Origin of the sequence: Halopseudomonas pachastrellae (assembly GCF_900114765.1) — a bacterium.
Taxonomy (GTDB): domain Bacteria; phylum Pseudomonadota; class Gammaproteobacteria; order Pseudomonadales; family Pseudomonadaceae; genus Halopseudomonas; species Halopseudomonas pachastrellae.
The window spans coordinates 1-19,676 of sequence record NZ_FOUD01000016.1; the positions used below are offsets into that span (position 1 = coordinate 1).

Here is a 19,676-nt window from a genome sequence, read left to right on the forward strand (position 1 = left end):
GGAGCGGGTTAACCAGAATCGTCTTACCCCTGAAGGCAAGCGCATCTATGCCAGGCGCAAGGAAACCGTCGAGCGCAGCTTTGCGGACGCCAAGGAGCTGCACGGGCACCGTTATGCCCGATTCCGTGGGCTGCGCAAGGTAATGAAACAGTGCCTGCTGGCAGCCGCCTGCCAAAACATGAAGAAGATTGCCCGCCTGCTGGCGATGCTTTTACGCCTGCAATCCGGGATAAGAAGCGGCACTTGCCTGCCAGGCTGGAAATGGAGCTGCTCGGACGGTTTTTAGCGGTTAGCAGGCTAAATTACCCGACACCTGCAAAATCATCACAAACACCCCAGAAAAACGAAACCCCGCGAAAACACGGGGTTCGTCAGCAGTCTGAGCCCCGCCGAGCGGGGCTTTTTTGTGGTTGCTTCACAGCCCTTGCAGACGGCGGTTGAACCAGTAGTCAACACTCACCCAACGCCCACCGCCGGTAAAGAACAGGCTCAGCAGCAGTACGAAGTAGGTGATGGCGAACTCGATGCCGTTGTTGAGGATGACCAGGCGGCCGCTGCTGGTCAGCCAGTCGTAGTTGCCGTGCTCCTGCAGCAGTGCCTTGGCTCGTGCGAGCTTTTCGGCGGAGGCGGCGACGCGGTCGTTGGCAAAGAGCGAGCTGGGGTCTGCAATGGCTGACCAGCCGTAGGGCCAGTGCACGGTAAAAGCGGCTACCAGCATGGTGATCATCAGCGGAATGCTGATCCAGCGGGTCGCAAAGCCGATTAGAAGTAGTACGGCGCCTATGACTTCGGTGAGGGTGGCCAGCCAGGCCAGCAACTCGGGAAACGGCAGGCCGAGGCCCTGTTCAAACCAGCTGACGGTCGAATCGATATGGGCCATTTTTCGGCCATGCCGCGTTGTCGGTCGCTTATGTGGAATAACCACACTGCGCTTGCTCCGCCTTGCCTGGCCGAAAAATGGCCTCCGGCAGACGGGTGAACGAAACGCCAACAGACCCTTGCAGCGGGGCGATAAAGTCGAGGGTTTGGGTGCGGTCCAGCAGGCGCTGGGCCGGCAGCAGGGTAGAAAGCATGGCATCGGGTCCTTGGTGGTGACCACCAGAAGACGCCGATGCCAGCCGGTTGTTACACCAGCTCTTCGCCTACGTGCAGCAGCTTCATGGAGTTGGTGCCGCCACGGGAGTTGTAGACATCGCCCTTGGTCAGAATGACCCAGTCACCGGGCTGCACATGACCTGCCGCCAGCAGTCGGTTGACCGCTTGCTGGTTGATCTCGCTGGAGGGCAGTTCAGCCGGGTTGAACGGGATGGCCTGCACACCGCGCATCAGTGAAACCCGGCCCAGGGTCTGGGCGTTGGGTGACAGCGCAAATATCGGCAGGTGCGAGCGGATGCGCGACATGATCAGCGGGGTGTAGCCGCTCTCGGTCAGGGTGATGATCGCAGTTACGCCCGGGAAGTGGTTACCGGCATACATGGCGGCCAGTGCCACGGTTTCATCACAGCGCTCGAAGGTCTGGTACAGGCGGTGGCCGGATTTTTTGCTGACCGGCTGCTTTTCTGCACCAATGCAGACGCGGCTCATGGCACGAACAGCCTCAACCGGATAGTCGCCGGCGGCGCTTTCGGCCGAAAGCATGACCGCATCGGTGTAGTCCAGCGCGGCGTTGGCAACGTCGGATACCTCGGCGCGGGTCGGCATGGGGCTGGTGATCATCGACTCCATCATCTGGGTGGCGGTGATCACGACCTTGTTCTGCTTGCGGGCGCGGCTGATGATGTGCTTTTGAATGCCGACCAGCTCGGCGTCGCCAATTTCTACACCCAGGTCGCCACGGGCAACCATGACGGCATCGCTCGCCTGGATCAGGCCGTCGAGGGCTTCGTCATCGGCAACCGCTTCGGCGCGTTCGATCTTGGCTACCAGCCAGGCGTCGGACTCGGCATCACGCAGCAGCTTACGCGCCAGTTCCATGTCGGCGGCATCACGCGGGAAGGAAACCGCGACATATTCCATCTGCAGCTCGGCCGCGAGGTTGATATCGGCGCGGTCCTTGTCGGTCAGCGCAGCGGCAGACAGGCCGCCACCGCGGCGGTTGATGCCCTTGTTGTTGGACAGCGGGCCGCCGGTGGTGACGCGGCAGCGCACTTCGTCGCGACCGACACTCTCAACCTGCAGTACCACGCGGCCGTCATCGAGCAGCAGCTCGTCGCCGGCGCGGCAGTCCTTGACCAGGTCCGGATAGTCCAGGCCCACGATGTCCTGATTGCCGTCTTCCAGCCCGTGGCTGGTGGACAGGCGGAAGTGATCGCCAACCTCAAGTGAAATGGGGCCATCGGCAAAGCGCCCGATGCGAATCTTGGGGCCTTGCAGGTCGCCCAGCAAGGCAACGTGCTGACCGTTCTCGGCGGCAATCTCGCGGACCAGGCGGGCGCGCTGGCGGTGCTCGTCGGCACTGCCATGGGAGAAGTTCAGTCGTGCCACGTTCATGCCCGCGTTAATCAGCTCGGCGATACGTTCCGGGCTGCTGCTGGCGGGGCCGAGAGTGGCAACGATCTTGGTGCGGCGCAGTGACATGCAATGGTCCTTGTGCGGTGGGTTTTTGCTGCGCCATACAATAGACCATAATGCCGCTAGACGGGTAGGTTGACGGCGAATTGGAGTGGTAGCGATGCACCCCGAAGTAGTAGCGGTTACAGAACGGTTGCGCGAGCGCAGTCGCGTGTCCAGGGCTGCGTATCTGGTGCAGATGGCGCAGGCCCCAGCGGGGCGCAGCGGGCTGTCTTGCGGCAACCTGGCGCACGGCATGGCGGCGTGCTCGGCGCAGGACAAGGCCCGCATCCGGATGATTGATGAGGTCAACATCGGCATGGTCAGCGCCTACAACGACATGTTGTCGGCCCACCAACCCTACGAGCGTTACCCGCAATTGTTGCGTGATTACCTGCGCAGCATCGGCGCGACTGGCCAGGTGGCGGGCGGCGTGCCGGCCATGTGTGACGGGGTGACCCAGGGTGAACCCGGAATGGAGCTGTCATTGGCCAGCCGCGATGTGATCGCCATGGGCACGGCAGTGGCGCTGTCGCACAACATGTTCAATGGCGTGTTGTGCTTTGGTATTTGCGACAAGATTGTGCCGGGGCTGCTGCTTGGTGCGCTGCGCTTTGGTCATTTGCCGGTCGTCTTTGTGCCGTCCGGCCCCATGCCCAGTGGCCTGCCGAATAGCGAGAAGGTTCGGGTACGGCAACTGTACGCCGAGGGTAAGGTGGACCGCGAGCAACTGCTGGCTGCAGAAAGCGCGTCCTACCACAGCCCCGGCACCTGTACTTTCTACGGCACCGCCAATACCAACCAGATGCTGCTCGAAGCCATGGGCCTGCAGCTGCCCGGTGCGTCTTTTGTTGCCCCGGATACGCCGTTGCGTGACGCGCTGAGCCGGGCCGCAGCCAAGGCTGCGGTCACGCTGGCGCGGGCCGGGGAGGGCAGCCTGAGCCAGGTGCTGGATGAGCGTGCGCTGATCAATGCCGTGGTCATGCTGCTGGCCACCGGTGGCTCGACCAACCTGACATTGCACCTGGTTGCCATCGGTCAGGCGGCCGGGCTGCAACTGCGTTGGGAGGACATGGCGGATCTGTCGCGGGTGGTGCCGACGCTGGCGCACATCTATCCCAGCGGCAAGGCAGACATCAACCAGTTTCAGGCGGCGGGCGGGACTGCCTGGCTGTTCCGGGAGCTATTGACGGCGGGCCTGCTGCACGAGGATGTGCAAACCGTCGCCGGTGCCGGCTTGTCGCGCTACTGCCAGGAACCCTATCTGCACAATGGCGAGCTTGCCTGGCGTGATGGTCCGCAGGCCAGCCTGGACAGCGACGTACTGCGCCCGGTCAGCGCGCCCTTTGCCGCCGATGGCGGCTTGCGCATGCTTGACGGCGAGCTGGGCCGCGGCGTGGTGAAGGTGTCTGCGGTGGCGCCGGAGCATCGGCAGGTGACCGCGCCCTGTCGCGTATTTGATAGCCAGGAAGACTTTGTAGCTGCTTTTCAGGCTGGTGAGCTGGCGCGGGACCTGGTGGCCGTGGTGCGATTTCAGGGGCCGGCAGCCAACGGCATGCCCGAACTGCATCGTTTGATGCCTTACCTCGGCGCCCTGCAGGACAAGGGCCACCGTGTGGCTCTGGTGACAGACGGCCGCCTGTCCGGTGCTTCGGGCAAGGTACCTGCGGCTATTCACTTGTGCCCCGAGGCATTGCAGGGCGGAGCGATCTCGCGGCTGCAAGACGGTGATGTGCTCAGCCTGGATGCTGACGCCGGTACGCTGCAGGTGCAGGTCGAGGGCTCTGACTGGCAGCAGCGCGAGCAGGCTGCCTGCCCGCAGACGGTGCGCCGGGGCTGGGGTCGTGAGCTGTTTGCGTTCATGCGCGCCCAAGCCAGCTCGGCCGAGCTGGGGGGCTGCGTGTTCACTGCCGGGCTGCACGAGGCTGACCAGTGAACCGGTCATGGCAGGCAGTGTTGCGGGAGCGTGGCGTCGCCTGGGTAGAAACCGCCTCGCCGGCCGCGCATGCACAAGGCTTGGCCGAGACGGTGGCGGCGGCCCTGCGCGAGGCGCTGGCGTCGCGCGGCGAGGCGCGCCTGGCGTTGTCGGGCGGGCGCAGTCCTATTCCGTTTTTGCAGGCGCTGGCATGCCACGTGCTTGACTGGGAGCAGGTAAAACTCACCCTGGTCGATGAGCGCTGGGTGAGCAGTGATCAGCCTGAGAGCAACGAGCGGCTGTTGCGCCGCCATCTGCAGCCGGTCTTTGATCGGTTGCACTGGCAGCCACTGTATCAGGGCGCAAGTCCTGCGCAGGATGCAGTTACGGCGGGCGCCGCACTGCTCAAGTGGCAGCCGCTGGATGTTGTGGTGCTGGGCATGGGGCTGGATGGCCACACTGCCTCGCTGTTTCCCGGTCAGCCGCAGGTAAGTCAATGGCTGCAGCCTGGCGCCGGCGCGCTGTGCGCGGCCACGCTGGCGGCGGATGCGTCGCCAAGGTTGACGCTGACCGGTCGTGCGTTACACTCCGCGCGCCGCCAGCTACTGGCGATCAGCGGCGAGCAAAAATTGCAGGTGTTGATCGGGGCGCTGGAGCGCGCTCCGGCGGATTGCCCGATAGCGGCGTTTTTGCGCGCGCCGCTGGAGATTCACTATTGCCCGGACCAAGCTTGAGGACACTGATGTCGCTGCCTGAAAAGACTCGCCTGCTTGATAGCCTGTTTGCAGACTGCCGCCTATTGCCGCTGCTCAATATTGAGCGCCTGGCAGATGTGCTGCCGCTGGCCGATGCCCTCAGCGCCGGCGGCGTGACGACGCTGGAAATTACCCTGCGTACGCCCCTGGGGATAGACGCTATTGCGCTGCTGCGCGCCGAGCGCCCGGCACTGACAATCGGCGCCGGCACGGTGCTGGATGCAAGCCAGTTCGCTGCGGTGCAGGCTGCAGGCGCAGCATTTGTGGTCACGCCTGGCTGCACCGAGGAACTATTGGAAGCGGGCCGCGATGGCCTGATTCCCCTGCTGCCGGGCATCGCAACCGCATCCGAGCTGATGCAGGGTTATCGCCTGGGTTACCGGCGCTTCAAGCTGTTCCCCGCAGAAATTGCCGGTGGTGTTGGCCTTATCAAAGCCTTTGCCGGCCCGTTCCGGGACGCCGCGTTTTGCCCCACCGGTGGGGTGACGGCAGACAACCTGGGGGCCTATCTGGCCCAGCCGAATGTGATGGCGGTAGGCGGCAGCTGGATTGCGCCGCCGCAGCTGATTGCCGCAGAGCGCTGGCAGGACATTACCGCACTGGCCAAGGCCGCGGTGGCCGCCGGGTAACGCGCCGACGGATGTCGGCGCGGTCTTGCCTTACGGCTTGCTAGGGTCGACGAACCCGTCGGGCTTGAGAATCAGCAGATCACAGGGCGTCGCGTCGATCAGGCGCTCGGCGGTATGGCCGATCAGCGCGCTTTCCAGACGCGAGCGCGATACGGCGCCCATGATCAGCAGATCAATCTTCTGCTCCTCGACAAAGCCCGGCAGTGCTTCTTCCGGGTCTCCCTCAAGCAGGTGCGTTGCAGCCCCATCGGCAGGTGAGCGCGCGAGCAACTGACTGAACGCAGTGGCGTGATGCTGCTTCACATCCTTGGCGTAGCCTTCGTAGTCGGCAATGACACTGGCATCGAACACCATGGTGCGTGGCAGCGGTGTGTAGCAGTGGGCCAGATGCAGCTGCGCGTTGAGCTGCTGGCCAAGCTCATGGCCACAGGCGATCAGCTTGTTGTCCAGCGCTGCCGGCTTGTCGGCGCTGTGCAGCGGATCGACACTGGCGCACAGCTGCTTCAGCGGGTTTTCGCCATGCTTGACCAGCCACAGTGGCACTTCACAGTAACGAATCAGCTGCCAGTCTGCAGCGCTCAGCAGCAGGCGCTTGAGCGGATTACGCTGGTGGGTGGTTTTCAGCACCAGATCCGGCTTGCGCGCCTGTACCTCGCGCAGCACGTGGCGGTCCAGGCGCTTGCCCCAGACGGCGGTGGTCTCGACCTGGACACCCTGCGAGCGCAGCGGCGCCGCCAGCTTTTCCAGATAGGCGGTGTGATGCTCAAGCAGCGACTGGCGCGCTTTTTCCAGCGAGTGCGACTCGAACAGCATGCCGCCATCCAGCGCCGGGATGTAGTCGCAGATCATCAGGCTGAGGCTGGCCTGTCCATAATGCTCAAGCAGTTGTGTTGCGCGCTCCAGGGCGGGCTGCTGCTCCTCGCGGGAAGCGTCGATGACGACCAGAATGTGGCGAATATCCATACAGCTGACTCCTGTTGTCCAAGGCTCTGGTTCGGGAATGTCCAGCCTAGCGAAGCCTGCCGGGTTTTGCACTGACCTGGGTCATCGCATGTGTCACTGCAGAACAGAGCGCAGCTGCCGATACAGGGCCATTAGCGGAGGTAAATATGAACAGATTCTGGCTCTATCCGGCGTTGGCTGCGCTGCTCAGCGGGTGCGCCTCCTCGGCCTACAATAAACACCTTGATGAAGCCTACAAGGCCTATGCCGAGGGTGACTGCAGCCGGGTGATCAGCGAGCTCTCGCGCACCGAGCGCGGGATTCGAAGCAGGCCCTATCTGCAGCCGGAAGTCTCGCTGCTGCGTGGCCAGTGTCTGGAGCGGCAGTCGCTCTATCTGGATGCCATTCAGATTTATCGCTTTATGCTCGACAGCTATCCCTCAAGCGAATACAGCTACCGCGCGGCGGCGCGGCTGGAAACCTTGCGGCAACTGGGGCACTACGATCCGGCCCGGCCAGTGCCGCCGCGCGCAGAGGATTGAGCGCTTGGCTGGATAGTGGCCGTCCGCTATGCTCAGAGGCCTGTTCGTCCTATCGGGGTTAGCCCACCATGCGCATCCTGCTGCTATTGGCCTGTTGTGGCCTCAGCCTGCCTCTGCAGGCCGAGATCTACCGCTGGGTAGATGCCAACGGGCAGGTGCACTTTGGCGAGCGGCCGCGTCCGGGTGCTGAAACGGTCGAGGTCCGTCCGCAGGTGATCGAGCGCGACCAGCGCATGCGAGACGGTGAGGCCGACATGCAGCGATTGTATGAAGTACGTACCGCCGAGCGCGAGCAACGCAATGCGCAGCTGGCTGAGCGCAGGCGTCAGCAGAATGCGCGCTGCCAGCAACTGCAACAGCGTCTGGCTGACTTCCAGCGTCGCACCTACTGGTATGAGGAAGATGCGCAGGGCAGGCAGGTAGAGGTCAGTCCGGCGCGCGTGCGTGAGGCCGAGGCGGCGGTTCGCCAACAAATAGCGGAGCAATGCTGACATGCACCTGCTACCCGACTCAGGCCCGGTGCCCGCACCTGAGCAGCGGCGGATACCGCGACATCAATTAACCGCCTATCTGGCGGTCTATAACAGCCTGACCGGCCGCCCCTTCGGCTATATCGGCAACCTGTCTTCCCACGGAATCATGCTGCTCTGCGCGATGCCGGTCATGCTCAATGAGGAATACCACCTGGAGCTGCATCTGCCCGAGTTGAGCGCCAAGGACTACCCGCGCTGTATTCGTTTCAAGGCGCGCAGTCGCTGGTGCCGGGCCGATGTTACGCCCGGTCATTACGACTGCGGTTTCAGTATCAGCCACAATCGTGAAGCCTTCGCCGGCCTCACCACCGCCTTGCAGCGCTACTTCACGTTCGGCGACTTTGCCGGTGCCTGAGGCGCTCAGGTACGTTACCCTGCCGCTTTGCCTGCAGGGGGAGATATGAGCAAGCGCTTTTTCTGGTACGACTTTGAGTCCACCGGCATCGACCCGCGGCGCGATCGACCGGTGCAGGTGGCGGGGTTGGCAACCAACGCCGAGCTGGAACAAGTAGGCGAGCCACTGTGCATTGATGCGCGCTTGCCGGCCGATGTACTGCCCCATCCGCAGGCGTGTCTGGTCACCGGCATCACGCCGCAGCGGCTGGCCAACGGCCTGCCGGAAGCCGAGTTTATCCAGCGCCTGCACGATCAGATGATCCAGCCCGGCACCTGCAGTGTCGGTTACAACAACCTGCGCTTTGACGACGAGATGACGCGCTTCTCGTTGTATCGCAACTTCCATGACCCCTATGCACGTGAGTGGCAGGGCGGCAATAGCCGCTGGGACCTGCTCGATGCCCTGCGCGCTGCGCATGCGCTGCGCCCGGAGGGCATTGAATGGCCGCAGGTTGATGGCTTTACCAGTCTGCGTCTTGAGCTGCTGACCGCAGCCAACGGCATCGACCACGGGCAGGCTCACGATGCCCTCGCTGATGTGCGCGCCACCATTGCCATGGCAAGGCTGCTCAAGCGCGCCCAGCCGCGCCTGTTTGATTATCTGCTGGGTCTGCGCGACAAACGCCGGGTGGCGGAATTTATCGATTTGCAGCAGGTGCGGCCGCTGGTGCATGTCTCGGGCCGTTTCGGGCGTGAACGCAGCGGCCTGTCGCTGGTTTTGCCGCTGGGCTGGCACCCGGTCAACCGCAACGCGGTGATTGTCTATGATCTGGCCGCTGATCCGGCGGTGCTGACTGATCTGCCGCCGGAGCAGATACGCGAGCGGCTTTACACGCGTACCGAGGATCTGCCGGCGGGGCAGCAGCGTCCGGGGCTCAAGCTGGTACATATCAACAAGTGTCCGGTGCTGGCTGACACCAAGGTGCTGCTCCCGGCGGATATTGAGCGCTTGCAACTGGATATGCCGTTGCTGAGTGCACGGGCAGAGGAGCTGGCCCGCTGGCGTGAGCAGGGGCAGGCGGTGCTGGCCGAGATCTACCGTGAGCAACCAGGCGACGACAGCGCCGAGCAAGACGCCGAGGTGCAACTGTACGATGGCTTTCTCAGTGATGCCGATCGCCGCCTGATGACCGCCATACGCGAGGCCGATGGTGCGGCACTGGGAGCGATGCGTTGGCCTTTGCGTGATCAACGGCTGGTGGACATGTTGCCGCGTTACCGGGCGCGTAACTTCCCGGACAGCCTGAATGCAGAGGAGCAGCAGCAATGGTTGGCCTGGTGCGCTGCCAGATTGTCAGGCGCCGCCCCGGGTGCCCCGGTCACCTTGCCGGTTTTCCTGCAGGAGATTGATGCCCTGTTGCCAACCCTGGATGCGGCGCAGCAGGCGCTATTACAAAGTTGGCGTGCGTACGGGGTGCAGCAGGCCCAGCTGCTGGGCATCCAGCAAACGGCCGGGTAAATCCGGAATGGGCGCGGGCGCTGGTGATGGCCCTGTGGGGCTGGCCCTGATGCCTGCGATGAGGCAATAAAAAACCCGATGCGCTGGCATCGGGTTTTTTGTTACTGCAGCTATCAGCCCAGGATGGTAACCCAGGACTCGACAGTGTCGGCGCCGTACTTTTCTTTCCAGGTCTTCAGAGTCTTGTGGTTGCCGCCTTTGGTTTCGATAACCTCACCGGTGTTCGGGTTTTTGTACTGCTTAACCTTGCGCGCGCGCTTGGCGCCGCCAGCAGCTTTACCCTTGGGGGCGGCCAGCTTGTTGTCCGGGTCAAGAATGGCAGCTACATCCTTCAGCGACTTGTTGTACTGGCCCATCAGGCTGCGCAGCTTTTCTTCGAACTCGATTTCTTTCTTAAGTTTGTCATCATTGGACATCGAGTTCAGACGCTCTTTAAGTTCGCGGATCTGTTCTTCGATGTTTCGGTATTCTTGCAGCATGGACATGGGATAGTTTCCTTTATGTCTAGTTTGATAATCAGGACGAAAAGAATAATAGGTTATGCCTGCTGAACCTACAATAAGTTGTTGTCTATCCCAGCGTGCCATAATCGGCGTTTTTATGTTTGCGATGTCATCTCTTTCCCCGCCGCGACGCGCTGTAACATCACCAAAGCAGCGATAGTGCTCGTCTTCGTTTGCGCTGCTCTGCCTGACGCCTTAATGACCGAATTAGTCCGCACGCAAACAGGGGCAACAGGGTAGAATGTCGCGGCCCGAAATGTCCTGTTCAAGTGATACGGGCAATGTCTTTTGAAAATCGCACACCACAGGAGAGCAAATGCGCACTTTCAGGCTGGTAATCGCCTGCCCGGATCGGGTTGGCATCGTTGCCAAGGTCAGTAACGTACTGGCAACCTATAACGGCTGGATTACCGAAGCCAATCATCATTCGGATAACTTGTCCGGTTGGTTTTTCATGCGCCACGAGATTCGCGCTGATTCCCTGCCGTTTGACCTGGAAGGGCTGCGCACTGCCTTCGCGCCGATCGCCCGAGAGTTTCAAATGGACTGGCGAGTAAGTGACTCGGCAGTGCGTAAGAAAGTGGTGTTGATGGCCAGTCGCGAGTCCCACTGTCTGGCCGACTTGTTGCACCGCTGGCACAGCGGTGAACTGGACTGTGACATCAGCAGTGTCATATCCAACCATGACGATTTACGCAGCATGGTAGAGTGGCACGGTATTCCCTTTCATCATGTTCCAGTCGATCCGAAAGACAAAGAGCCGGCGTTTGCTGAAGTTACTCGACTGGTTGAAGAGCAAGAGGCCGAGTGTATTGTGCTGGCGCGCTATATGCAGATTTTGCCGCCGGCCCTGTGCGAGCGTTACGCACACCGCATTATCAATATTCATCACAGCTTTTTGCCGTCCTTCGTTGGCGCACGGCCTTATCACCAAGCCGCCCAGCGAGGGGTCAAGCTAATTGGGGCGACCTGCCACTATGTGACAGAAGAGCTCGATGCCGGGCCGATCATTGAGCAGGATGTGGTGCGTATCACCCATCGCAACAATGCTGAAGACATGGTGCGGCTAGGCAAGGATGTGGAAAAGATGGTGCTGTCGCGCGGCCTGCGCTATCACCTGGAAGATCGCGTGCTGGTTCACGACAACAAGACGGTAGTGTTCAGCTAAGCTGTAGAGGGACGTTCGTGGTGCTGGCGCCGGTGTCGAGGTGTCAGCACACCCTCACAGGAGGCTTTATGCTCAAATCCGTCAAAGTGCGCGATTACATGACCACGGACCTGGTCACCTTTTCTCCCGAGATGGATCTGTTTCGTGCCATCGACCGGCTACTGGCCCACCGCATTTCCGGCGCCCCGGTGCTCGACGCCGATGGGCATCTGGTTGGGCTGTTGTCCGAAGGTGATTGCCTGAAGGGCATTCTGGCCGGTAGCTACTTCGAGGAGGCCGGCGGTAGCGTGGCCTCGGTCATGACAGTGGTTGTTGAGACCATCGATGCGGACGCCGACATCGTCAAGGCGGCCGAGCATTTCATTACCATGCGTCGTCGGCGCCTGCCGGTGATCGACGAGGGCAAGCTGGTAGGGCAGATCAGTCGTCGCGACATTCTGCGTGCCATGCAGACCTATAACGAGCATGGAGCCCCTAAATGAGCGATGAAGAAGAGCTGAGCCCGCTGGCCGCTGGCGCGGCTAGTCTGCCGCCCACTTTGGGAGAAGGCTGCTTGCTGCGGTTTGACCCGGACGAGCTGACCGATGAAATGGGTGCAGAGTTTGATGCGCCGCTGACGCCGGAGAGCTGATCCAGGTTGCGCGGCACGCTGGAAAAGGCGCTCGGCCAATGGCATATTGTCATCATAGTGAGGGAGTCATCCGCAGCGCGCGCAAAGCCGTGCCGAGGCGGGCTGTACGGATACGCGGCACAACAATCATTAAAGGCCGTAACCGAGCATGCTCAAGAAGATTTCGACTGCCACCCTGCGTAAGGGCATGTTTGTAGACCAGTTTTGTGGCTCCTGGTTGGATCATCCTTTTTGGAGTCGCAAGTTGTTGATCAAGGATGACAAGACCCTCGAGACCATCGTGCACAGTTCTATCACCGAAGTGGTGATCGATACTGCCAAAGGCGCTGACGTTGCTCCTAACCCAACTAGCAACGCCGCGCCCGATCCTGCCCCTGAAACCGATTCTGCCCCTTGCCCCAGCGCTGAAGTGCCCACTGCCGAAATGCCGTCGGTGGCGCCGGAGCTGCCGGTCAGCGTAGCGCTGGAAGAGGAGGTGCAGCGCGCCAAAGCCATTTTTCGCCATGGCAAACAGGCGGTGCGCAGCATGTTTCAGGAAGTGCGTCTGGGCAAGGCGCTGGATACCGAGGGGCTGCAGGACATGGTTGAGGATATGAACCGCTCCCTGGCTCGCAACCCCCACGCGCTGCTCAGCGTGGCGCGGATCAAGCACAAGGATGAGTACACCTATCTGCATTCGGTGGCGGTGGCCGCGCTGATGGTAGGGCTGGCGCGGGCGGCCGGGCTGGACGAAGCCGCAGTGCGGGATGCGGGCATGGCTGGGCTGTTGCACGACCTCGGTAAGGCGATGATGCCCGAGGAGGTGCTGAACAAGCCGGGCCGACTGACCGACCAGGAATTCGACGTCATGCGTCAGCATCCCATGGAGGGTTACAAGTTGTTGCAGGAGTGGCAGGACGTACCCCAGGCCGTGCTGGATGTGTGCCTGCATCACCATGAAAAGATGGACGGTACCGGTTACCCGGAGCGCCTGGCTGGTGAGGACATCAGCCTGATGTCGCGCATGGGCGCCATTTGCGATGTGTATGACGCCATTACCTCAAACCGACCCTACAAGGCAGGCTGGGACCCGTCCGAGTCGCTCAGTCGCATGGCCAGCTGGAAAGGGCACTTTGATCCCAAGTTGTTCCAGTTGTTTGTCCGCATGCTTGGCATTTACCCGGTTGGCTCGCTGGTGCGCCTGACCTCCAGGCGCTTGGGCGTTGTGGTAGAGCAGAATCCGACGGCGCTGCTGCTGCCGCGCGTGCGGGTGTTCTACTCGGCAACTCTTCGGCAGGCGGTCCCAGTAACGCTGATCGATCTGGCCGAGGCGGGGCAGCCGGAGCGCATTGTCGGCAGAGAGGATCCGGAGAACTGGCCCTTCAAGAGCCTGGACCGGTTCTGGGCGGGAGACTGACAAAAGAAACGGGCAGCCTGAGCTGCCCGTTTCATTTACTGCCCTAAGGCCCTAGCCTGTATCAGGCTTCGGCGACGGCTTCTTTGGCTTGTGCCTGCGCCGGATCCGGTGTGCGGATCAGGTGGTCGAAGGCGGCCAGCGACGCAGTGGAACCAGCGCCCATGGCGATGATGATCTGCTTGAAGGGCACCGTAGTCACGTCGCCAGCGGCAAATACGCCGTTCAGGTTGGTGGCACCGCGTGCATCAATCTCGATCTCGCCAAAGCGGGTCAGGTTCAGTTCGCTGTCCTTCAGCCATTCGGTGTTGGGTACCAGACCGATCTGGACGAAGATACCGGCAACGTCGACCTGCTTGAGCTCCTCGGTGGTGCGGTCCTTGTAGGTCAGACCCACTACCTTGTTGCCGTCACCACGGACTTCTGTGGTTTGTGCGCTCTTGATGATCTCGATGTTGCTCATCGAACGCGCCTTGCGCTGCAGCACCTCGTCGGCACGCAGGGTGTCGGCAAACTCCAGCACGGTGACGTGCTCGACGATACCGGCCAGGTCAATCGCGGCCTCGATGCCGGAGTTGCCCCCGCCGATCACGGCTACGCGCTTGCCCTTGAACAGCGGGCCGTCACAGTGCGGGCAGTACGCCACGCCCTTGCCACGGTATTCCTGCTCACCGGGTACGTTCATTTCTCTCCAGCGCGCGCCGGTCGCCAGGATGACCGAACGGCTGCGCAGGGTCGCGCCACTTTCCAGGCCAATTTCGACGTAGTCACCGGTTTCCAGGCTGGCGGCCTTTTGCTCGGTAATTACGTCAACCTCGTACTCCTTCACGTGTTGCTCCAGGCTGGCAACCAGCTTCGGGCCTTCGGTGTAGGGCACGGAGATGAAGTTCTCGATGCCGACGGTATCCATGACCTGGCCACCGAAGCGCTCGGCAACGATACCGGTGCGGATGCCTTTACGCGCAGCGTAGATGGCTGCCGAGGCGCCGGCCGGTCCGCCACCGACGATCAGTACGTCGTAGGGCGCCTTGTCGTTCAGCTCGGCGGCCTTGCGCTTGCTTGCGCCACTGTCGACCTTGTTGACGATTTCGGCGAGGGTCATGCGGCCCTGACCGAAGGGCTGGCCGTTCAGGTATACCGACGGCACGGCCATGATCTGGCGCTCGTCGACTTCATCCTGGAACAGGGCACCGTCAATCATCACGTGGGTGATGTTAGGGTTCAGTACCGCCATCAGGTTCAGCGCCTGGACCACGTCCGGGCAGTTCTGGCAAGACAGCGAGATGTATGTCTCGAAGTGAAACTCGCCTTCGAGGTTACGAATCTGCTCCAGCAGCGCCGGGTCTGACTTGGACGGGTGGCCGCCGGATTGCAGCAGTGCCAGTATTAGTGAGGTGAACTCGTGGCCCATCGGGATGCCGGCGAAGCGGATCCGGGGTGTTTCGCCTGCCGGACCCACACCCATGCTCGGGGTGCGTTTGTCTTCGGCGGCTACCAGGCCGATTTTGCTCGACATTTCGGCGATTTCGACCGCGAGCTCGTGCAATTCTTTGCCCTTGGGGCTGTCATCAGTGGACACGCTGACTTCAATCGGGTTAACGATGTGTTGCAGGTACGTGTCCAGTTGCTTCTTCAGGTTAGCGTCCAACATGTGCGTGTCCTTTTGAGTAAGAGTCAAATTCTGGGCATAAAAAACCCGGCCCGCCGTCTGCGCGCCTGAGGCTGCGCAGCGGGCCGGGTCATCAGGCCGATCTTAGATCTTGCCTACCAGGTCGAGGGAGGGAGCCAGAGTGGCTTCGCCTTCCTTCCACTTGGCCGGGCACACTTCACCCGGGTGGGCAGCGATGTACTGGGCGGCCTTGACCTTGCGAACCATGTCCTCGGCGTTACGGCCGATGCCTTCGGAGGTGATTTCAACAGCCTGGATCACGCCCTCGGGGTCGATGATGAAGGTGCCGCGGTTAGCCAGGCCCTGGTCTTCGCGCAGAACTTCGAAGTTGCGGCTGATCTGCATGGTCGGGTCACCGATCATGGCGTACTTGATCTTGCCGATAGTTTCGGAGCTGTCGTGCCATGCTTTGTGGGTGAAGTGGGTGTCGGTGGAGACCGAGTACACTTCAACGCCCATTTTTTGCAGCTCGTCGTAGTAGTCGGCAACGTCGCCCAGCTCGGTCGGGCAAACGAAGGTGAAGTCAGCCGGGTAGAAGAAGAAAACGGCCCACTTGCCTTTAACGTCGGCTTCGGTCAGTTCGAAGAACTCGCCGTTTTTGAATGCAGACGCTTTGAACGGTTTGATTTCGGTGTTGATAACGGACATGTAGAACTCCTTTGTGAGTTGTTTCGTCGTTGGTTGAGAAGACAGGTGCAATGGTATGCGCCTGAGCTAAATACTTAAAATAAATTTCAACTAAATCCTGAATAGCTTTTCGCTATGTACGGTGCCGCGCCGTTACGGTGTTGATCATGCTTGAGGCGTATGACCGTTTCGAGGTCATACGGTTCTGCGTCAACCCCGATTGCAGTAAAGTGGCGGCTGGTTACCTCGGAGAATCACTGTATGCTGACTCATCTGGACGCACAAGGGCGGGCGAACATGGTTGATGTTACCGCCAAGGCTGTCACCGCGCGTGAGGCGGTTGCCGAGTCGCGTGTGCGCATGCGTCCTGAAACCCTGGAACTGATCCAGGCGGGCGGCCACCCCAAGGGGGATGTGCTCGCCGTCGCGCGTATTGCCGGCATTCAGGCAGCCAAAAAGACCTCCGACCTGATTCCGCTTTGCCACCCGTTGATGCTGACCAGCGTCAAGGTGGAGCTGACGCCGCAGCCGCCAGATGCCGTACACATTCAGGCGCGTTGCAAACTGGCCGGCCAGACTGGCGTGGAAATGGAAGCCCTGACAGCCGTGAGTGTGGCGGCGCTAACCCTCTATGATATGTGTAAGGCGGTGGACAAGGGCATGGTCATTGAACAAACGCGCTTGCTGCACAAATCGGGCGGCAAGAGCGGTGACTATCATTTGCAGGAGCCGGGTGCATGATCCATCTGCAGTTCTTTGCCCGTTACCGGGATGCGCTGGGCTGCGATGCCGAGCAGCTCGCCTGGGATGAGGACCTGCGCACCCTGGCTGATGTACGCAGCCGCCTGCTGGCGCGCGGCGAACCCTGGCAGGTGCTGGCCGAGCCGCGGCTGATGTGCGCCCGCAACCAGGAGCTGTGTGATCTGGCCACCGCCGTGGCCGATGGTGACGAGGTTGCCTTTTTTCCACCGGTGACCGGGGGCTGAGATGCGAATCAGCGTACAGACAGCCAGCTTTGATCCGGGCGCGTTGCTCAACGAGCTGCACGCCGATTACCGGGGCACGGGCGCGGTGGTCGGCTTTGTCGGCTATGTGCGCGACTTCAATGATGGCGATGCGGTCAGCGGCATGTGGCTGGAGCATTATCCGGGCATGACCGAAAAAGCCCTGGCGGGCATCGTCGAGCAGGCGCAGGCGCGCTGGTTGTTGCATGAGGTGCACGTGCTGCATCGTGTCGGGCAACTGGAGCCGGGCGAGCCGATCGTTTTTGTCGGCGTGGCCAGCGCGCACCGTCAGGCCGCCTTTGAGGCCAATACTTTCATCATGGATTACCTGAAAACCCGCGCCCCGTTCTGGAAGCGCGAAAGCACACCTGAGGGTGAGCGCTGGGTCGACGCCAAAGACAGTGATGAACAGGCGCTGAGTCGCTGGCAATCAGCGGGGGAGTCGTCATGAGTCTGCAGGACGGCCTGGGTCGGCGTATCGAGTATCTGCGGCTGTCGGTGACTGACCGCTGCGATTTCCGTTGTGTCTACTGCATGGCGGAAGACATGACCTTTTTGCCCCGCGCGCAAATTCTGTCCCTGGAAGAGATCGAACGACTGGTCCGCCTGTTTGTTTCCCTTGGCGTGCGCAAGATTCGCCTGACTGGCGGTGAGCCGCTGGTCAGGCGTGGCATTGTTGATTTGTGCGCGCGGATCAGCGCGCTGCCCGGGCTGCGCGAGCTGGTGATGACCAGTAACGGCTCACAGTTGGTGAAAATGGCCGAGCCGCTGGCCGCCGCCGGGGTTAAGCGCCTTAACATCAGTCTGGACAGCCTGGATGCCGAGCGCTTTAAGGCCATTACCCGCACCGGCGAACTGCAGCAGGTGCTCGATGGGATCCAGGCGGCGCGGGCTGCCGGCTTTGAACGGATCAAGCTGAATACCGTGGTGCTCAAGGGCCGCAACCACGACGAGGTGCCGGCGCTGACCGACTACGCCCTGTCGCGCGGGCTGGACATCACTTTTATCGAAGAGATGCCGCTGGGCGAAGTAGGGCGCGAGCGTGGCGAAGCCTACTGCTCCAGTGACGAGGTGCGCGCCATGCTGGGCGAGCGCTATCGCCTGCTCGACAGCACCGAGAGCAGCGGCGGGCCAGCGCGGTACTTGCGGGTAGAGGGTTACCCCGACAGCCGTATCGGCTTTATCTCGCCGCACTCGCACAACTTTTGCGATACCTGCAACCGCGTCCGTCTGACCACCGAAGGGCGCCTGCTGCTGTGTCTGGGGCATGAGAATGCGCTGGACATGCGCCGCCTGCTGCGCCAGCACCCCGGCGACGATGCCCCGGTGCGCGAGGCGCTGGAGCGTGCCTTGCTCTACAAGCCGGCGCGGCACGAGTTCAGCGTGGGCGGCGAGGTTCAGGTGCTGCGTTTCATGAACGCGACCGGCGGCTGAACCCCGCTCGGGCTGCCCGGCAGCGTTGTCGGGCCTGCCCGCTCTTGCTTATTGACACTGATCAACAACTCTCCGACCCAGCGCGCGTAGGCTGTACGCAAGCTAGTTAATCTCTGGAGAGCCCCCATGCTGCCTACCCTTCGCTGGGATGCGGACCTGATCCGTCGATACGATCACGCCGGTCCGCGTTACACCTCCTATCCAACTGCGGTGCAGTTTCACGATGGTGTGAAGCCGCTGGATTTTTTTCATGCCGTTGACGCCAGTCGCGCCGCCAACCGCGCGCTGTCGCTGTATGTCCACATCCCGTTCTGCGCCAACATCTGCTACTACTGCGGTTGCAACAAGGTGATTACCAAGGATCGCAGTCGTGCTCGCGAGTATCTGGCCTGCCTGGAGCGCGAAATGGAGCTGGTCAGCGCCCATCTGGGCCCGGATCAGCTGGTGGAACAGCTGCACTTTGGCGGCGGTACACCGACCTTTCTCAGCCATCAGGAGCTGGGTGAGCTGATGGCGGCGCTGCGCCGCAACTTCAAACTGCACGATGACGATATCGGTGACTACAGCATCGAGATCGACCCCCGCGAGGCGGATTGGGCGACCATGGGCCTGCTGCGCGAGCTGGGTTTTAACCGGGTCAGCTTTGGGGTGCAGGACCTGGACCCCGAGGTGCAGCGCGCGGTCAACCGCCTGCAATCGCTGGAGCAGACCCAGACCGTGATGGACGCGGCCCGCACCCTGGCCTACCGCTCGATCAATATCGACCTGATCTACGGCTTGCCCAAGCAGACCCCCGAGCGTTTTGCCCGCACCGTCGAGGCGATTATCGAGCTCAAGCCCGACCGGCTGTCGGTGTTCAACTACGCGCACCTGCCCGAGCGCTTCATGCCGCAGCGCCGTATCAACAGCGCTGACCTGCCGGCGCCCGCGCAGAAGCTGGAGATGTTCGAGAACAGCGTGCGCCAGCTGATGGATGCAGGCTACCGCTATATCGGTATGGACCACTTTGCCTTGCCCGATGACAGCCTGAGCGTGGCGCAGGAAAACGGCGAGCTGCAGCGCAACTTTCAGGGCTACACCACCCACGGACATTGCGATTTGATTGGCTTGGGCGTGTCTTCGATCAGCCAGGTCGGCGACCTCTACAGCCAGAACTCGGCGGATCTCAAGGTCTACCAGCGAGCTCTGCAGCAGGACGAGCTGGCGACCCAGCGAGGGCTGGTTTGCCACACCGACGATGTCATTCGCCGCGCGGTGATCGGCCAGCTGATCTGTCATTTCAGCCTCAGCTTCAACGACATCGAGCAGCGCTTTGGCATCGACTTTCATGAGTACTTTGCCGGCTGCCTGCCGATGCTGGAGCAGATGGCGCGCGATGGCTTGATCATCCTGACGCCCGGCGGTATTCGAGTGCTGGCGGCAGGGCGGCTGCTGATACGCTCGATCTGCATGCTGTTCGATGCGTACCAGAGCGAGCTGAGCCAGCAGCGCTTCTCGCGGATTATCTAGCGCCTCTGCCGAACCTC

The 19,676-nt window shown here is 61.7% G+C and carries 23 protein-coding genes and 1 pseudogene; 17 read left to right on the forward strand and 7 right to left on the reverse strand.

Annotated features, from left to right (window positions below):
• Positions 1–286: transposase (locus BM116_RS12925; protein ID WP_175494043.1), on the forward strand; the 286-nt coding region annotated here is incomplete at its 5' end.
• A 129-nt stretch (positions 287–415) separates the two neighbouring features.
• Here BM116_RS12925 and BM116_RS12930 read toward each other — a convergent pair.
• The 3 genes and pseudogenes from BM116_RS12930 to pyk all read right to left on the reverse strand — a co-directional run.
• Positions 416–883 (reverse strand): annotated as a pseudogene (locus tag BM116_RS12930) (HvfX family Cu-binding RiPP maturation protein); the annotation flags it as partial.
• A gap of 25 nt (positions 884–908) precedes the next feature.
• Positions 909–1,073, reverse strand: coding sequence for a hypothetical protein (locus BM116_RS18990; RefSeq protein WP_211276274.1), 165 nt, complete (start codon positions 1,071–1,073; stop codon positions 909–911).
• A gap of 52 nt (positions 1,074–1,125) precedes the next feature.
• A complete protein-coding gene (gene pyk, locus BM116_RS12935) occupies positions 1,126–2,577 on the reverse strand; it encodes a pyruvate kinase (RefSeq protein WP_083726916.1) in 1,452 nt (483 codons plus the stop codon).
• 94 nt (positions 2,578–2,671) lie between these two features.
• Between pyk and edd the strand changes: the two genes are divergently transcribed.
• Genes edd through eda form a run of 3 tightly spaced genes read left to right on the forward strand, consistent with a single transcriptional unit; the run spans position 2,672 to position 5,849 of the window.
• Positions 2,672–4,486: a phosphogluconate dehydratase gene (gene edd, locus BM116_RS12940; RefSeq protein ID WP_083726918.1), complete on the forward strand. Its 1,815-nt coding sequence runs from the start codon at positions 2,672–2,674 to the stop codon at positions 4,484–4,486.
• Positions 4,483–5,199, forward strand: a complete 717-nt coding sequence (gene pgl, locus BM116_RS12945; protein ID WP_235846757.1) for a 6-phosphogluconolactonase — start codon at positions 4,483–4,485, stop codon at positions 5,197–5,199. Before edd ends, pgl begins: the two co-directional genes overlap by 4 nt.
• A gap of 8 nt (positions 5,200–5,207) precedes the next feature.
• The gene (gene eda, locus BM116_RS12950) at positions 5,208–5,849 is read left to right on the forward strand and encodes a bifunctional 4-hydroxy-2-oxoglutarate aldolase/2-dehydro-3-deoxy-phosphogluconate aldolase (protein ID WP_083726922.1); all 642 of its coding nucleotides are present in this window, start codon (positions 5,208–5,210) and stop codon (positions 5,847–5,849) included.
• A 30-nt stretch (positions 5,850–5,879) separates the two neighbouring features.
• Here eda and BM116_RS12955 read toward each other — a convergent pair whose 3' ends face one another.
• Complete coding sequence (locus tag BM116_RS12955; RefSeq protein WP_083726924.1) at positions 5,880–6,812, reverse strand: universal stress protein; 933 nt, start codon at positions 6,810–6,812, stop codon at positions 5,880–5,882.
• A gap of 146 nt (positions 6,813–6,958) precedes the next feature.
• Between BM116_RS12955 and BM116_RS12960 the strand changes: the two genes are divergently transcribed.
• The 4 genes from BM116_RS12960 (at position 6,959) to sbcB (ending at position 9,721) form a co-directional block, all read left to right on the forward strand.
• Positions 6,959–7,333, forward strand: coding sequence for a hypothetical protein (locus BM116_RS12960; protein ID WP_083726926.1), 375 nt, complete (start codon positions 6,959–6,961; stop codon positions 7,331–7,333).
• 68 nt (positions 7,334–7,401) lie between these two features.
• Positions 7,402–7,824 carry a DUF4124 domain-containing protein gene (locus BM116_RS12965; protein WP_083726928.1) on the forward strand — a complete coding sequence of 141 codons (423 nt, stop codon included), beginning with the start codon at positions 7,402–7,404 and terminating at the stop codon, positions 7,822–7,824.
• A gap of 1 nt (position 7,825) precedes the next feature.
• Positions 7,826–8,221: a PilZ domain-containing protein gene (locus BM116_RS12970; RefSeq protein ID WP_083726930.1), complete on the forward strand. Its 396-nt coding sequence runs from the start codon at positions 7,826–7,828 to the stop codon at positions 8,219–8,221.
• A gap of 45 nt (positions 8,222–8,266) precedes the next feature.
• Positions 8,267–9,721, forward strand: coding sequence for an exodeoxyribonuclease I (sbcB, locus tag BM116_RS12975; RefSeq protein WP_083726932.1), 1,455 nt, complete (start codon positions 8,267–8,269; stop codon positions 9,719–9,721).
• A 113-nt stretch (positions 9,722–9,834) separates the two neighbouring features.
• Here sbcB and mvaT read toward each other — a convergent pair whose 3' ends face one another.
• On the reverse strand, positions 9,835–10,206 hold the full coding sequence (gene mvaT, locus BM116_RS12980) for a histone-like nucleoid-structuring protein MvaT (protein ID WP_083726934.1): 372 nt from the start codon (positions 10,204–10,206) through the stop codon (positions 9,835–9,837).
• A 334-nt stretch (positions 10,207–10,540) separates the two neighbouring features.
• Between mvaT and purU the strand changes: the two genes are divergently transcribed.
• From purU to BM116_RS12995, 4 genes are all read left to right on the forward strand, one after another.
• Positions 10,541–11,392: a formyltetrahydrofolate deformylase gene (purU, locus tag BM116_RS12985; RefSeq protein WP_083726936.1), complete on the forward strand. Its 852-nt coding sequence runs from the start codon at positions 10,541–10,543 to the stop codon at positions 11,390–11,392.
• Positions 11,393–11,460: 68 nt separating this feature from the next.
• The gene (locus BM116_RS12990) at positions 11,461–11,874 is read left to right on the forward strand and encodes a CBS domain-containing protein (protein ID WP_083726938.1); all 414 of its coding nucleotides are present in this window, start codon (positions 11,461–11,463) and stop codon (positions 11,872–11,874) included.
• Positions 11,871–12,023 (forward strand): hypothetical protein, encoded by a 153-nt coding sequence (locus BM116_RS18895; protein WP_169847264.1) that lies wholly within the window; start codon positions 11,871–11,873, stop codon positions 12,021–12,023. The genes BM116_RS12990 and BM116_RS18895 overlap by 4 nt, the downstream gene beginning before the upstream one ends.
• 148 nt (positions 12,024–12,171) lie before the next feature.
• Positions 12,172–13,419: a cyclic di-GMP phosphodiesterase gene (locus tag BM116_RS12995; RefSeq protein ID WP_083726940.1), complete on the forward strand. Its 1,248-nt coding sequence runs from the start codon at positions 12,172–12,174 to the stop codon at positions 13,417–13,419.
• Positions 13,420–13,480: 61 nt separating this feature from the next.
• On the opposite strand, the gene ahpF is transcribed toward BM116_RS12995, so the two are convergent.
• Together ahpF and ahpC are read right to left on the reverse strand one after the other, a co-directional pair.
• The gene (gene ahpF / locus BM116_RS13000; RefSeq protein WP_083726942.1) at positions 13,481–15,067 is read right to left on the reverse strand and encodes an alkyl hydroperoxide reductase subunit F; all 1,587 of its coding nucleotides are present in this window, start codon (positions 15,065–15,067) and stop codon (positions 13,481–13,483) included.
• A 102-nt stretch (positions 15,068–15,169) separates the two neighbouring features.
• Entirely contained in the window at positions 15,170–15,733 is a 564-nt protein-coding gene (gene ahpC / locus BM116_RS13005; protein WP_083726944.1) for an alkyl hydroperoxide reductase subunit C, read from the reverse strand.
• 240 nt (positions 15,734–15,973) lie between these two features.
• Between ahpC and moaC the strand changes: the two genes are divergently transcribed.
• The 5 genes from moaC to hemN all read left to right on the forward strand — a co-directional run bounded on the left by moaC (position 15,974) and on the right by hemN (position 19,659).
• Complete coding sequence (gene moaC / locus BM116_RS13010; RefSeq protein ID WP_083726946.1) at positions 15,974–16,453, forward strand: cyclic pyranopterin monophosphate synthase MoaC; 480 nt, start codon at positions 15,974–15,976, stop codon at positions 16,451–16,453.
• On the forward strand, positions 16,450–16,698 hold the full coding sequence (locus tag BM116_RS13015; RefSeq protein WP_083726948.1) for a MoaD/ThiS family protein: 249 nt from the start codon (positions 16,450–16,452) through the stop codon (positions 16,696–16,698). The genes moaC and BM116_RS13015 overlap by 4 nt, the downstream gene beginning before the upstream one ends.
• Before the next feature lies 1 nt (position 16,699).
• The gene (moaE, locus tag BM116_RS13020) at positions 16,700–17,167 is read left to right on the forward strand and encodes a molybdopterin synthase catalytic subunit MoaE (RefSeq protein WP_083726950.1); all 468 of its coding nucleotides are present in this window, start codon (positions 16,700–16,702) and stop codon (positions 17,165–17,167) included.
• Positions 17,164–18,150 carry a GTP 3',8-cyclase MoaA gene (gene moaA, locus BM116_RS13025; protein ID WP_083726952.1) on the forward strand — a complete coding sequence of 329 codons (987 nt, stop codon included), beginning with the start codon at positions 17,164–17,166 and terminating at the stop codon, positions 18,148–18,150. Before moaE ends, moaA begins: the two co-directional genes overlap by 4 nt.
• 126 nt (positions 18,151–18,276) lie before the next feature.
• On the forward strand, positions 18,277–19,659 hold the full coding sequence (gene hemN / locus BM116_RS13030; protein WP_083726954.1) for an oxygen-independent coproporphyrinogen III oxidase: 1,383 nt from the start codon (positions 18,277–18,279) through the stop codon (positions 19,657–19,659).
• Positions 19,660–19,676 lie beyond the last annotated feature (17 nt).